Origin of the sequence: Priestia sp. GS2, assembly GCF_036409025.1 — a bacterium.
GTDB lineage: Bacteria > Bacillota > Bacilli > Bacillales > Bacillaceae_H > Priestia > Priestia aryabhattai_A.
The window spans coordinates 419781-433088 of the sequence record NZ_JAZGJX010000001.1 but is presented as its reverse complement, the minus strand read 5'-3'; the positions used below and the strand labels follow the sequence as shown (position 1 = coordinate 433088).

Below are 13308 nucleotides of genomic sequence, written 5' to 3'. Positions count from 1 at the left end.
TACAAAAAAGCAAATGATTTATAACATATTACCTGTACAATTGAAATGTTATGATAAGATTGGATATCTCTCTTTTTCTACGTTTTTTCTTCTAAAAAGTTTCAAAAAAACATAATTAAGATAATTTACCAAAGAGTTCAGATAATCCTTCTTTTATTTTACATAAAAAAGAGAATGGTAGAATCATCTACCATTCTCTTTTTTGTTTTACATCTATTTATACATATGTTTTAACTAACCATGCACCGCCAATAATTCCAGCATCATTACCGAGTGTAGCAATTGCTAACTCTGCCCCTTCAGCTACTCGTGGGAACGCAAACTTTTTAAAGTAAGACTTCACTGGGTTGAGCAACACATCTCCGGCACGTGATACACCACCCCCAAGAACAATCTTCTCAGGATTCAATGCGTTAGCCGAATTTGCAAGCGCTAGTCCTAAATGAAATGCTACTTTGTCAACAACTTCAACTGCTAATTCATCGTCTGCACGCGCAGCATCAAACACGTCTTTAGCAGTAATTTGATCATGCTCATCTAGAAGTGTACGAAGAGTGCTTGGCTTATCCGTGTTCACAACTGCTTCCATTGCTAATCGCACAACACCTGTTGCAGAAGCAATAGTTTCTAAGCAGCCTGTCTTCCCACAGTTACATGGTGCTCCGCCCTCAGGAACTGATGTAATATGTCCAATTTCACCAGCAGCACCGTTTACCCCTTGAACGATTTCACCGTTTGCGATAACGCCGCCTCCTACACCTGTTCCAAGCGTTACGCATAATAAATCTTTCGCTCCGTCTCCTGCACCTTTCCACATCTCACCAATTGCTGCAATGTTTGCATCATTATCCACTACCACAGGCAAAGAAGTTTCTACTTCTAGAATATCTTTGATAGGGAATTTTTCCCAACCTAAGTTAACTGCTACTTCAATTGAACCGTTTGCAAAATTCACAGGGCCTGGAGCACCGATACCAATCCCCATAAGCTTTGACTTACTTTCTCCTAGGTTCACTACTTCTTTGTCAATTGCTTTCGCAATATCTGTTGGAATTTTGCGACCCTGTTCACTAATGTCTGTGGGGATTTCCCATTTATGAATTACTTCTCCATATTGATTAACAAAAGCCATCTTAATTGTTGTACCACCTAAGTCAACACCAACTAACCATTTATCATCCATTGTGTACTCATCCTTTTTCCTTTTGTTTTTGTAATTCTTGCCTAAGTAATAAAATTGCCATTTGATAATCTTGTGTTTCAATCAGTTTTGATTGATATAGCTCTCGTATCTCTGTTTCCATTAACTCTATATCAGCTTGACGATTACCAATATATATGATGATTCCAAACGATTTTAAAAGTTGTTGCACATCGTATAATGTGTTCATCTCTTCACCTGCATATAGTCATAAAATAATGAGTCCATTTAATCCTATCTAGTTTATTTTAGTAAACGTTCTCACAATAGTAAAGCAGAAAATCTTAAGTTCTCTGTCTATTTTTATCCATTTAATTTCCTTTGTAAATTTTGATACTTTTTGTTAGCTGGTTCTATTGCTAAGGCTTTTTCTACGTTGTCTTTCGCTTCATCTATGTGATTTAACTCCGCATTCAATAAAGCTAAGTAGTAATAACCTTCGTGAAAATTAGAGTTAAACCTAACGGACTCTCTTAGATCTTGCTCTGCACGTTCATATTCTTTAAGCTGTGCGTAAGCATACCCTCTTAAGTAGTAAATCAATGCATTGTTTGTATCTCGTTCTACAAAGCTGTCTAAAGATTTAACCGCTACTTCATATTCTTTTTGTTCAATATACTCGTTTGCTAAGCTGAGAGCGTACGGCTCATCTGATGTTGTTGTTCGAACATAAAATCCATAATATAATAGGCCCATTACGAGCAATATAGTTGATACAAGTGCTGGTATCTGTACGTATAGCTTTGGTTTCTTCGGCAAACTAACAATACTTGCAGCTAAGAACCCACCGATGAGCCCACCAATATGTCCTGCGTTATCAATTCCTGGTACTACTAAGCCAAAGATAAGGTTAATGACGATTAGAGCTAATACATTGTATCCAATTGTCCGAAAGAAGACTCGTGGATTTGTACGTGCTAAAAAGAGCAGCGCACCAAAACAGCCAAATATTGCACCTGAAGCTCCTGCTGATAAATTTGAAGTCCACACAAAACTTCCTAAAACGCCAGCAAATCCTGCTAGTATATAAATAAATAAGAAGCGTGCGTTACCATACATTCTTTCTACCAATGTTCCTAAATAATAGAGCGCTAAGCTGTTCATTAATAGATGAAAAACACCAATATGTATAATGATTGGCATAAAAAACCGCCACCACTCTCCCTCTAAAATAAGAGGATTGTATTTAGCACCATACTCAATGAGAGTTAACGGATCTTCACTGCTTCCTTTCCATTCTAAAAATAGAAACATTAAAATTTGAGCAGCAAGAAAGATGTATGTAAAGAAAGGTTTTCCATACTGAAATAATTTCTCTTCTTCTTTACGTTCTGCATCAATTTTACTTAATACTTCATAGCGTATTTGGTGTGCTTGGTGAAATAACTCTTCTTCAGAGTACCTTTCAACATTTGGTGCTGCTAAGTCTAAAAGTGAAAATAGCGATTCCATTTTATAAACTTGTTCGCCAACATACCTTTCTACTTTTACCTTCATTTTTTTTAACTGAAGATTTTTTTGCTCGTTGCCCTCGTATTGCAAAGGTTCAAAATCCATTATGTATATATTGTGAAAGGTCATTCTACGCTGAAACCGTTGCTTTCGCAGCCCTTCAGCGCGCTCTAACGCTAGCACTTGATCTTTTTGGAAATCGTTCTCCCAGCTAAAGGTTTTACGAGCCACTCGAAACGTTGTTTTTTCACCTCGTCTGTTATAATCAAACCACACTTCTGTTCCATCATGATTCGTATGTATAAGCGAATATTCTTTCTTATGTTGTACTGCATGAATAAAGGACCAATAATAATAATCTTGCATGGCCGACATTTCTTATGCCTCCCCCTGTTTTTTTCTCTTTATTACCATCGCAAAAAAAACTTAAAAAATCAATCTTTTCTCCCCATAATAAAAGCACTTTATAAGTTGGCTTATAAAGTGCTTTTATTATGCGTTGCATTTAGCGAAACACTTGATTCATTAAACGCTCACGCACATAAGGCATATTAAAAAATGAACGAACTGCTAAGCTACGTAAAAACGAATTACGAAAAAACACGTTAACTAAACGATATCTTATCTGGTATATAACATAACCGATTAAAAGTACACTAAGCCATCCTACAAAACGTTTCATTTCGCTAAACCTCCTTACGATTTAGCATGCACAGTTTCACTTCCTTTATCCTTTAGCTTTACATAAGATAAAAAAGCCATCCACCAAAAGTAGTCGCAAAAATAATTGATAACAAGTTAACAGCATCATTATTACAATACTTCCAGCCTTTTTCATAAGCAGTTGGAACCCCACAGTGCTGTTCTTTTTCAGTTTGCAAATGACAAACTGAACAGCGATACCTCAGTTGGATTGTCGCTCCTAAAAACGTATCAATAAGGTTTCCTAAAAACCCAAACATACTAATAAGTAAGCACTCTATAATTGATAGTTCGGGAAAAGCATAGAAAGCAGTAGCTGCAATAATGAACGACCCACCGATACTCGCTGCTGTTCCAAGTATTGAAATAGCGCCCGACGTCCCTGGATCTACATGTTTCAAAGTTAAGATAAAGACTGGTTTGGTTTTACTTAATACGCCGATTTCAGAAGCCCATGTATCGGCATTAGCCGCTGCTAAACTAATGACAAACATCATTAAAAAGACGTGAGATTCAAAGTTAAAGAATAAAAGAGCACTCAGCGCCGCAACTCCACCATTTGCAGCTACTTGTACATAGTCACGCTGATTATGCTTAGCTACTTTTTCCTCCACTATTTTCTTTTTCACTTTTTTATACTGACTAAAGAACGTAGATGTGCCAAAAAACACTCCTAACAATAATAAGCCTTTTAATTCAAAACCAATATAAATGCTGATGCCAACAGCAGCAGCCATAATGGCACCTGACCTTGATAAAACACGAAGTACATATCCTATAAAGGACACAAAGCAAATGATTACATAAATAAGAAAACTATTTATGAGCACAATGTATAATCTCCTCATCTGTAATAATAGCGTCCACCGGGATATCATGGGATTCAACCGGGACACTTTGTACAATTTGTTCATGAAAAGCCAAGCTTACCTTCATTTGTTCGTAACCGACGAGAAAGCGATCATAATAGCCTCCTCCGTATCCAATTCGATAACCATTTGAACTAAATACAACACCCGGTACAAGAATGAGGTCAATCTCACTCTTTTTAATAACCTCTGTTTGTAATTCAATTGGTTCCTGCAAGTTAAAAAATACGACTTCTAGCTGAGAGAAAGACGTAATTTTCCGAAAAATCATTTCGCTTTTTTCGGAGACACATTTTGGAACAGCAATCGTTTTTCCTTGAGACCAAGCTATTTCAATTAGTCGTTTTGTATCTACTTCTTGTCCTCTAGAAATTGTTATTGCAATTACATCAGCCTCTTGCCACCAGGTAGTATCCAAGAGTTTTTTTGCAATTAACATTGATTTTGCATGGTATGTACCTGCTGTCGATAAATTCAATAACCGCTGCTTCATTTTACGTCGCATGTCCGCTTTGTTCATCTTTCCACTCCTTACACTGATATTTATATAAAAAAAACAGCAGGAATATTCTCCTACTGCTTACTTAGTTTCACGGTGAAGTGTTACTTTTTTAAGTCTTGGGCTATATTTTTTCAACTCAAGACGATCTGGGTTGTTACGTTTGTTTTTAGTTGTGATGTAGTTACGATCACCAGTTTCAGTACAAGCTAATGTAACGTTTACGCGCATCTATTTTCCCTCCAAACATTATAAACATAAATCAGACTTTACTATAATATCATTTTTCACTTCGGAATGCCAGTCTGTTTTTTTAACTAACATAGTTAATTTTTGATTATATTGTTTCTTTTCACCTTTAGCACAGATTAGCACGCACATTCGCTAACTAATAAATTCCTTCTAATGATGATTTTTCTAAAATTCTTTTTTTTGTTTTTGCACTCTAAGTGAAAATTGATTCATAAACTTTGCGATACTAAAAAGAGGCTTAGCTTTTACATCAAACACACGCGCTACAGCTCCGCTTTCGGCTTTATCATTTAAAAGAACACTCTCTCTTTCAAGAATCATCCCATGTTCCAATGCAACATCGTATAAAAAGCAGTTCTTTTTTACAATAACATCATTCATCAACACACTTTTTCGAATTGTTGCGTTACTATTAATATGACTATTCTTCCCAATAACGGTCCATGGACCGATTGTGCATCCTGATTTAATTTGTACCTTTTCTCCAATATAAACTGGAGGAATTACCTTCACATCTTCTGCAATAACAGCGGTTTCTGAAATATGGTTCAAGCTGTTAGAACCGAATAGCTTTTCATATAAATCATAATGTGCTTGCCGATAATGATGTAGCTGTCCGATATCAATCCAATAGCTTGCCGTTGTATAATGATAGACTTTACGCTTTTCCTTTAGCAGTGCAGGAATAACATCAAAGCTAAAGTCAACTGCTCCTTCACATCTAATACTGTTTAAAACTGACTTATGAATTACATAAATACCAGTATTGATTAAGTTGCCAGTTGCTTCGTATTGTTTTGGCTTTTCAATAAAACGCGTGACCTCATTTTTGTCATTTGCAGATACCAGTCCGTAATGTGTAACGTCTGGTACAAGCTTTGTTACAATTGTCATTTCACTTTTATGCTGTCGATGAAACGCAATAACGTTAGCTAGATTTAAATCCGTTACAGCATCTCCACTAATGATGATACATTCTTCTTCAATAAACCAGTCTGCTTTTTTGACCCCTCCAGCTGTTCCAAGAGGCATATCTTCAATAAAATAGGTAATTGAGACATCCCACTTCTTTCCGTCCCCAAAGTAATTCATAATTTGCTTAGGTAAATATTGCAGCGTAATGCCAATTTCATTAATTCCATACTTTTTTAAGAGTTCAACTATATATTCAATAACAGGATATTCATAGAGTGGAAGCATTGGTTTTGGAACGTCGTTTGTTAGTGGCTGTAAGCGCGTCCCTCTACCACCGGCAAGTATAATGGCTTTCAACGCTTTTCCTTCCTCCTTTTACTCTGTTTGATTTGATTTTGAAATAACACGCTTGTATCCCGTGCAATTTGTTCCCAACTAAACATTGTAGTTGCTTCAATATATCCTTTTTCGCTAATTTCTTGAACCAGTTGTGAGTCTGTTATCACAGTAAAAATGCAGTGGATTAACTCTTCGACAACTCCAGGCTTAAACGTAAGTCCGGTTATCCTATGATTAACGATATCTTTTAAACCGCCTGTTTCAGAGACAATTGTAGGTTTTTTCGCTACCATTCCTTCTAATGCCACAATCCCAAATGGTTCATACAGACTCGGGAATATTACTCCGGTGCTTAAGTGTAGCAGACAGTTTCGTTCTTCATCCGTAATATACCCAATAAATTTAATATACTGATTTAGCTTTCGATCTTTAATTTGCTGTTGAAACTCATGTAAAAGTGGACCCTTACCAGCAATGATGAATTGAATATCAATATTTACCTTCTTAAAATATTCTGCAGCTTGAATTAAAAGCTGAAAGCCTTTTTCATAAACAATACGACCAATTGAAAAAAAGATGGGTGTGTTTTGCAGCTTAAACTTTCCTTTGACCGCTACTTCTTTTGAACGATTAACAACACTAGCAACCATATGCTGATCAATGCCGTTTGGAAAAATTGAAATGCGCTCTTCTTCTATATTAAACAATTCCATTATTTCTTTTTTCATATAGCTACTGCATACGATAATAGCTGTGGATTCATGCACAAGTTCTTCTTCACGCTGATGAATCTTTTGCTGCATGTCATTATGAATGCCATTATTTCGTCCATGCTCTGTTGCATGTATAGTTGTAATAAGCGGTTTTTTCACGTGGGTAGCAATACTTTGTGCTGCTGTTCCAACCAGCCAATCATGAGCATGAATTACTTGGAATGGCCTAGCAGTTGCTAAACGAATACCTTCTAGTGCCATTGCTACATTTAAACTATTTACCCATGTAAGAAAATCAGCATGATGAGGTTGTAAACTTTTCACCCGGTAAACATGAACACCATACATACATTCATACAAGGGTAACCCTTCTACAAATGTTGTAATAACAACCACATAATGGCCAGATTTCGCTAAAGCACGGGATAAATCAAATACGTGTCGAGCCAATCCGCCAATAACAAGCGGGGGATATTCCCATGCCAGCATTAAAATCGACATATTTCCCGGTAAATATAAAGAAATCTCTTTATCCGTTTCTTGATAAACAATCCCGCATTCTTTTAAAACAGAAGGAAGCCATTGTAAGTAGTCATTCTTCATTACTTTTTGTTCTTCAGCCTGGCATAGCTGGTTGAATAAGTTTAACTGCTTGCTATAGTCATATTTGGCATGAATTAACCAATCACTGCACGCCAAGATAATCCAGGTACGCTCTAATTCTTTTTTTCTCTCAAATGTATGCAGCTTAGGATAGACTTTACTTAACTTTGCTTCCGTCTGTTGCATTGTCTTATAAAACCAGCTGTTTTCCTCTGTGATGGGATAATTATATTTAGATGACTCATACTTAGGCGAAATCTTCACTGGTTTCTGTTGATTTTTTATATCTTTCACACATTGATATAGTAGCTTTCCATCTTTTAAAAATTTCATGGCTTTTGCACTTGTTGAAATGATCGGTGTTAACTCAGCATGCTTAAGAAGGCATATACCGCTTGGTGTACTATATAGATTGACTCCGTCTCCGTAATCGTACTGTACATCAATAAAACTATATTCAATGTTATGCGCTTTCAATAACTTATCAATTTCATACGTATAATCTCCACTTGGCAAGTAAAACCCCTTAGGGCTCTCCCCAAGGTATTTACTAAATAGCTCAATCGCAAGGCTAATCTGTAAATGGTAGCCGTTAGGTGTTTTTAATAAAGATGGATGCCGCGTGGTCATAGGTGTTGCTATACACTCTATAATTTGTTCGCGCTGATAATAGTTTAACGCGTCAAGCAGCCTTCCGTCCCATTGTTTCAGGGTATTAATAAATTGCCCTTGACGTTGTATAAAATCATTGAATCGTTGATTAAAGTCACTATGATCTAAAATTCCTAAAATAAAAGAAGAAACAATAATTGAAGCACCTTTTAACCTATTATTTTGAATGTCATGTACAAGCGGGAGATAATTTTTAAACAAATGCTCAAATAGTACGTTTTCATTCGCTTTATCCCAACAAATCATGTCGTATACAGGGTCTTCCATATTAATAATTAAGCACGTACAGTCATTCATCACTTTTATTCACCTTGTCCCACTCATTTGTATAATAAGAATACGTACTAAAGCAGTCATCATGAAAATAATCGGTTTGTGGTGCCTTTTCACTCCAGGACCACGTTATTTGTTCCAACTGTTCGGTTTCTATATCTGACCTCAGCTGAACTCGGCTGGAACGTATCAGCGCAAAGAAGTGATGTTCGTATACACCCACATCTACAACATATGTACAGTTAGTATCCATATCTCTCAAGAATGCTTCTGTCTGATGACTACAAATCTCTAAAAGCGTATGCCGCTTCGATTGATGTCCATCAAATGCAACGCTAAGACCGGTTACGTCATAAATACATAAAGCAAATGACAGATCATTCCATTTCTTTTGATACATCTTTTCTACCATTTCCTGAACAGCGTCAGAAAAAGACCAGTGTACATATAAGGCCGAAGCGTTTACTCGATTTATAACGCATACATCCAATTCATTTACTTCTGTCTTCAAAGCCTCACCACTTTACTTAAGATATACTTATTGTCATATTACCACTAAGAAAAAACTGTAACAATAAACACAATTTGTCGATTTATGGTATCATGGATTGATTTTATCTTTTATAAGAGGTGAACCACATGTTATATGCTTTTATTACACTAACTATAATTTCCTTATTTTTACTTTTATTTTCTTTTTTAAAGGAAACAAAGGTACATTCGCTAGAAAAACAGCTAGAGCACCTTTCATTAACTGTGCTACAAGACCAATATCAAACCACTAAGCGTTTAGATTCATTAGAAGAAGCCTTATTCTCTGACGAAGATGATGATAACGCGATTCGCTCGGCCAACGCTAAGCTTTTATCTCCAAATCAGCAACCACTTCATAAAGAAGATATAAAACGACTGCTTAGCATGCAAGGGACACATCACTATGAATAGTTTAACAATACGAGGATTTGCTATCGGGATATTAACAGCCACTTCAATTCTAGCTGTCGTTTATGTGATTCAAGAGAACAATGCTGCTTCTTTAAAAATTAGCGTTGCTGACCTACGTGCTTACGCAAAAGACCATGAGTATATATTAATTAAGGAAAAAGAATACAAGGATTCATTGAAGCCTGGCTTTGAGAAGCAAGAGAATATACCTAAAACAAACGAAGTCTCAATCTCTATAACAGCAGGGATGTCTAGTTTAGATATTGCAAATACATTAGTAAACAATCATGTTATTAATTCGACAGATGAATTTGAAGACCTCGTTGCTCAAAAGAACGCAAGCACAAAATTTCAAGTTGGTACATATACGCTTACATCGAATATGAGCTTAGAGCAAATTGTTAACACTTTAACAAAATAAAAAGCACACAGCAAATGCTGTGTGCTTTTTATTTTTATTATTCATTTAAGTCGTATCGTTTTCCTTTCACTAGGTAAAATACGCTTTCTGCTACGTTTGTGGTATGGTCTGCCATTCTTTCTAAGTAGCGAGCAATAAATAACAGCTGCGTAATTTGATTCATAGCTTCCTGCTTTTCTTTAGCAAGGCTAAGCAGCTCTTTAATAGTAATGCCATAAAGCTCATCTACTTCATCATCCATTTCAGCAACTTTTTTAGCAAGAGTTAGGTTCTCTTCATGATATGCCTTCAAGGACAAGCTAAGCATTTCAATTGAAATAGAATGCATCTTTTTCACATGCTCTAGAGGCTTAATTAAGTCTTCTTTGCCAATCCGAATTGCTGATTTAGCGATATTCACTGCAAAGTCTGCCATTCGCTCAACGTCAGATGCAATCTTAATAGCTACAATAACTCTTCTTAAATCCGTAGCAACTGGCTGCTGTTTTGCAAGCAGCAGAATAGCTAAGTCATTAATTTCTTCTTCAAGTTGATCAATCTCCGTATCCCCATCAATAATTTCAAGCGCTAAATCGACATTTTGCGTTTGTAAAGCTTCAATAGCCTTTATTAATGCCTCTTCTGTCAATCGACCAATCTCTAAAAGTTTTTCACGTAAAATTTTTAAATCAGCATGAAACTTTTCGCGTACAACCATGTAGTCCCTCTCCCCTTAATTAATCAATTATTAGCCAAAACGTCCTGTAATATAGTCTTCTGTTCGTTTATCAGATGGGTTTGAGAAAATTCGATCTGTCTCTGCAAACTCAACAACTTCTCCATTTAAGAAAAACGCCGTTTTATCTGAAATACGTGCAGCCTGCTGCATATTGTGCGTTACGATAATGATACTGAACTCTTTCTTCAATTCTTGAACAAGCTCTTCGACTTTTAATGTTGAAATTGGATCCAGAGCAGACGTTGGCTCATCCATTAAAATTACATCTGGTTCAATTGCTAAACATCTCGCAATACATAAACGTTGCTGTTGACCACCTGATAAACCATAAGCATTTTGATTTAAACGGTCCTTTACTTCGTCCCAGATTGCTGCACCACGTAAACTTTTTTCCACGATCTCATCTAAGATTTTTTTATTTCGAATACCGTGAATACGAGGTCCATAAGCTATATTATCGTAAATTGATTTCGGGAATGGGTTGGGCTTTTGAAAAACCATTCCTACTTGGGTACGCAGCTCTTCTACTCGATACGACTTATTAAAAATGTTTTGTCCGCGGTATTCAATTTCACCGGATGTTTTCACAATTGGACTCATTTCAACCATTCGGTTTAACGTTTTAATATACGTAGACTTTCCACACCCTGATGGACCAATAATGGCTGTTACTTCGTTTTCATAAATATCTAAATCAATATTTTTTAATGCTTGATTTTCTCCGTACCATAAATTTAAACCTTTTGTTTTGTAAACAACTTCTTTTTGTTTTTTAATGGGATTTATATCTTTCTCTGTCATTTTTTGATCAATTGTGATTGTCATGGAAAGCTCCTCCTTCATCCTACTATCATCATTCAATTAAGCTCAATAACGCTTTTGAAATTTGTTACGAATAAATACAGCAATAGAGTTCATTACAATTAAGAACACTAATAGCACGATAATTCCTGCTGCTGCTACACTTTGGAAGTCTGCTTGTGGTCGACTCGTCCAGTTATAAATTTGCATTGGTAAAGCAGTTGCTGTATCTAATACACCCGCTGGTAAGAAGGCAATGAATGTAGGTAAGCCAACTACTACAAGCGGCGCTGTTTCACCTACGGCTCTTGATAGAGCTAGGATGCTTCCCGTTAAAATACCAGGGACTGCTGCTGGGAGTACCACACGGTAAATCGTTTGCCACTTAGTTGCTCCCATTCCAAATGAAGCTTCACGTAGATGGGTTGGTACTGACCTTATGGCTTCTTGTGCCGCTACTACAATAACCGGTAAAATTAACAAACTCATTGTTAATCCAGCTGCTAGAATACTTCTCCCTAAGGATAACTCACGAACAAAAATCGTTAATCCTAACAATCCAAAGACAATTGAAGGTACACCGGCTAAGTTAGAAATATTTAATTTAATAAAATCGTTAAATTTATTTTTCTTTGCGTATTCTTCCAAATAAAGAGCTGTTCCTACTCCTAAAATTAATGATACTGGTGCAATGACAGCCATCAGCCATAAGGAGCCAACTAGTGCTGCCTTAATTCCAGCATCTTCTGGTCTTCTTGATGCAAAGTTTTGTAGAAACCCCGCATCGAGCCAGCCTAATCCTTGAGTCAATACCCGATATAAAAGTATACCTAGAACTGCTAATCCAAAAATCGTTGCACAGAAAAAGATGAATCTTAAAATACTATTTTTTAATAACCGCCCATGCATACGTTGTTGTACTTGCTCGCGATCCACGTACATAATTAGTACTCCTCTCTAAAGCGCTTTGTAATAAACTGAGCTAGTAGGTTCATAATGAGTGTAAAGACGAATAACGTCATTCCCACAGCATAGATACTGTAATAAACAGTCGTCCCGTACCCTGCATCTCCCGTTGCTACTTGCACGATATATGCAGTCATCGTTTGAATTGAACCCGTTACGTCTAGTGCCATTGTCGGTGTAGCTCCACCAGCTACTGTAACAATCATCGTTTCACCGATCGCACGCGAGATGCCGAGTACAAACGATGCGATAATTCCTGACAAAGCTGCTGGCAGCACTACTTTTAATGCCACCTCTAAACGTGTCGCCCCTAAAGCTAAAGCTCCTTCTCTCATTGATTGAGGTACAGAACTCATTGCATCTTCTGATAAAGAAGCAATCATAGGAATAATCATGACACCAACTACAATACCTGGACTTAAAGCATTAAATAATCCTAAATCTGGAATAACACCTCTTAAAAGCGGCGTAACAAATGTTAATGCGAAGAAGCCATATACAATTGTTGGGATACCCGCTAATACTTCTAAAATCGGCTTAATAATACGTCTTGTTCGATCCGACGCGTACTCACTCAAAAAAATAGCTGCTGCTAACCCGATTGGAATCGCAACAATCATTGCAATTACCGTAATCAGTAGCGTTCCCGTAACAAGTGGTAAAATCCCAAAGTTACCTGCTTTTTCAATAAACGGAAGCCATTTTTGCCCCGTAACAAACTCAACAAAAGATACTCTTTCAAAGAACATAATTGTTTCAAAAATTAATGTAAACAAAATCCCCACGGTTGTTAATGCTGATACAGCAGCCGTACAGAAAAGCAAAATGGGCATCACTTTCTCTATAATCATTGATGCGCCTTTTTTTGATTTATTCTGCTTGATTAATTCTCTAACGGAACCCTTCTTAGTATTGCTATTATTCGCTAAAGCCAATGTAGTAAACTCCCTTCCATCGCATGGAAAGA

The 13308-nt window shown here is 36.6% G+C and carries 16 protein-coding genes; 2 read left to right on the top strand and 14 right to left on the bottom strand.

Annotated elements, in window-relative coordinates:
• Window positions 1–217 precede the first annotated feature (217 nt).
• The 10 genes from V2145_RS02240 to V2145_RS02195 all read right to left on the bottom strand — a co-directional run bounded on the left by V2145_RS02240 (window position 218) and on the right by V2145_RS02195 (window position 9001).
• Window positions 218–1183, bottom strand: a complete 966-nt coding sequence (locus tag V2145_RS02240; RefSeq protein ID WP_094910800.1) for an ROK family glucokinase — start codon at window positions 1181–1183, stop codon at window positions 218–220.
• A 7-nt stretch (window positions 1184–1190) separates the two neighbouring features.
• Window positions 1191–1391, bottom strand: coding sequence for a YqgQ family protein (locus tag V2145_RS02235; RefSeq protein WP_094910801.1), 201 nt, complete (start codon window positions 1389–1391; stop codon window positions 1191–1193).
• A 113-nt stretch (window positions 1392–1504) separates the two neighbouring features.
• A complete protein-coding gene (locus V2145_RS02230; RefSeq protein WP_311856693.1) occupies window positions 1505–3028 on the bottom strand; it encodes a rhomboid family intramembrane serine protease in 1524 nt (507 codons plus the stop codon).
• A gap of 130 nt (window positions 3029–3158) precedes the next feature.
• Complete coding sequence (locus tag V2145_RS02225) at window positions 3159–3335, bottom strand: hypothetical protein (RefSeq protein ID WP_179289214.1); 177 nt, start codon at window positions 3333–3335, stop codon at window positions 3159–3161.
• A gap of 58 nt (window positions 3336–3393) precedes the next feature.
• A complete protein-coding gene (locus V2145_RS02220) occupies window positions 3394–4185 on the bottom strand; it encodes a DUF92 domain-containing protein (protein ID WP_256993312.1) in 792 nt (263 codons plus the stop codon).
• Window positions 4172–4744 carry a 5-formyltetrahydrofolate cyclo-ligase gene (locus V2145_RS02215; RefSeq protein ID WP_094910802.1) on the bottom strand — a complete coding sequence of 191 codons (573 nt, stop codon included), beginning with the start codon at window positions 4742–4744 and terminating at the stop codon, window positions 4172–4174. The genes V2145_RS02220 and V2145_RS02215 overlap by 14 nt, the downstream gene beginning before the upstream one ends.
• A 60-nt stretch (window positions 4745–4804) precedes the next feature.
• Window positions 4805–4954 carry a 50S ribosomal protein L33 gene (gene rpmG / locus V2145_RS02210; RefSeq protein ID WP_013059189.1) on the bottom strand — a complete coding sequence of 50 codons (150 nt, stop codon included), beginning with the start codon at window positions 4952–4954 and terminating at the stop codon, window positions 4805–4807.
• Window positions 4955–5140: 186 nt separating this feature from the next.
• On the bottom strand, window positions 5141–6247 hold the full coding sequence (locus V2145_RS02205) for a nucleotidyltransferase family protein (protein WP_330987288.1): 1107 nt from the start codon (window positions 6245–6247) through the stop codon (window positions 5141–5143).
• The gene (locus V2145_RS02200; protein ID WP_330987287.1) at window positions 6244–8514 is read right to left on the bottom strand and encodes a glycosyltransferase; all 2271 of its coding nucleotides are present in this window, start codon (window positions 8512–8514) and stop codon (window positions 6244–6246) included. Before V2145_RS02200 ends, V2145_RS02205 begins: the two co-directional genes overlap by 4 nt.
• Window positions 8507–9001, bottom strand: coding sequence for a DUF4912 domain-containing protein (locus tag V2145_RS02195; RefSeq protein ID WP_330987286.1), 495 nt, complete (start codon window positions 8999–9001; stop codon window positions 8507–8509). Before V2145_RS02195 ends, V2145_RS02200 begins: the two co-directional genes overlap by 8 nt.
• A 128-nt stretch (window positions 9002–9129) precedes the next feature.
• Between V2145_RS02195 and V2145_RS02190 the strand changes: the two genes are divergently transcribed.
• Together V2145_RS02190 and V2145_RS02185 are read left to right on the top strand one after the other, a co-directional pair.
• Window positions 9130–9435, top strand: a complete 306-nt coding sequence (locus V2145_RS02190; protein WP_330987285.1) for a hypothetical protein — start codon at window positions 9130–9132, stop codon at window positions 9433–9435.
• Complete coding sequence (locus tag V2145_RS02185; protein ID WP_094910808.1) at window positions 9428–9856, top strand: endolytic transglycosylase MltG; 429 nt, start codon at window positions 9428–9430, stop codon at window positions 9854–9856. Before V2145_RS02190 ends, V2145_RS02185 begins: the two co-directional genes overlap by 8 nt.
• Window positions 9857–9893: 37 nt before the next feature.
• Here V2145_RS02185 and phoU read toward each other — a convergent pair whose 3' ends face one another.
• The 4 genes from phoU to pstC all read right to left on the bottom strand — a co-directional run bounded on the left by phoU (window position 9894) and on the right by pstC (window position 13276).
• Window positions 9894–10553: a phosphate signaling complex protein PhoU gene (phoU, locus tag V2145_RS02180; RefSeq protein ID WP_094910809.1), complete on the bottom strand. Its 660-nt coding sequence runs from the start codon at window positions 10551–10553 to the stop codon at window positions 9894–9896.
• 30 nt (window positions 10554–10583) lie between these two features.
• The gene (gene pstB / locus V2145_RS02175; protein WP_397428330.1) at window positions 10584–11375 is read right to left on the bottom strand and encodes a phosphate ABC transporter ATP-binding protein PstB; all 792 of its coding nucleotides are present in this window, start codon (window positions 11373–11375) and stop codon (window positions 10584–10586) included.
• A gap of 66 nt (window positions 11376–11441) precedes the next feature.
• Window positions 11442–12317: a phosphate ABC transporter permease PstA gene (gene pstA, locus V2145_RS02170; RefSeq protein ID WP_205687723.1), complete on the bottom strand. Its 876-nt coding sequence runs from the start codon at window positions 12315–12317 to the stop codon at window positions 11442–11444.
• 2 nt (window positions 12318–12319) lie between these two features.
• Complete coding sequence (gene pstC / locus V2145_RS02165) at window positions 12320–13276, bottom strand: phosphate ABC transporter permease subunit PstC (RefSeq protein ID WP_247600451.1); 957 nt, start codon at window positions 13274–13276, stop codon at window positions 12320–12322.
• Between the last annotated feature and the right edge of the window lie 32 nt (window positions 13277–13308).

Excerpts from the sequence above, each read along its gene's own strand:
- V2145_RS02240 (WP_094910800.1), bottom strand. The coding sequence starts at position 1,183 with ATGGATGATAAATGGTTAGTTGGTGTTGACTTAGGTGGTACAACAATT.
- V2145_RS02230 (WP_311856693.1), bottom strand. The coding sequence starts at position 3,028 with ATGTCGGCCATGCAAGATTATTATTATTGGTCCTTTATTCATGCAGTA.
- pstB (WP_397428330.1), bottom strand. The coding sequence starts at position 11,375 with ATGACAGAGAAAGATATAAATCCCATTAAAAAACAAAAAGAAGTTGTT.
- phoU (WP_094910809.1), bottom strand. The coding sequence starts at position 10,553 with ATGGTTGTACGCGAAAAGTTTCATGCTGATTTAAAAATTTTACGTGAA.
- V2145_RS02200 (WP_330987287.1), bottom strand. The coding sequence starts at position 8,514 with ATGAATGACTGTACGTGCTTAATTATTAATATGGAAGACCCTGTATAC.
- V2145_RS02185 (WP_094910808.1), top strand. The coding sequence starts at position 9,428 with ATGAATAGTTTAACAATACGAGGATTTGCTATCGGGATATTAACAGCC.
- V2145_RS02190 (WP_330987285.1), top strand. The coding sequence starts at position 9,130 with ATGTTATATGCTTTTATTACACTAACTATAATTTCCTTATTTTTACTT.
- rpmG (WP_013059189.1), bottom strand. The coding sequence starts at position 4,954 with ATGCGCGTAAACGTTACATTAGCTTGTACTGAAACTGGTGATCGTAAC.
- V2145_RS02215 (WP_094910802.1), bottom strand. The coding sequence starts at position 4,744 with ATGAACAAAGCGGACATGCGACGTAAAATGAAGCAGCGGTTATTGAAT.
- pstA (WP_205687723.1), bottom strand. The coding sequence starts at position 12,317 with ATGTACGTGGATCGCGAGCAAGTACAACAACGTATGCATGGGCGGTTA.
- V2145_RS02225 (WP_179289214.1), bottom strand. The coding sequence starts at position 3,335 with ATGAAACGTTTTGTAGGATGGCTTAGTGTACTTTTAATCGGTTATGTT.
- V2145_RS02235 (WP_094910801.1), bottom strand. The coding sequence starts at position 1,391 with ATGAACACATTATACGATGTGCAACAACTTTTAAAATCGTTTGGAATC.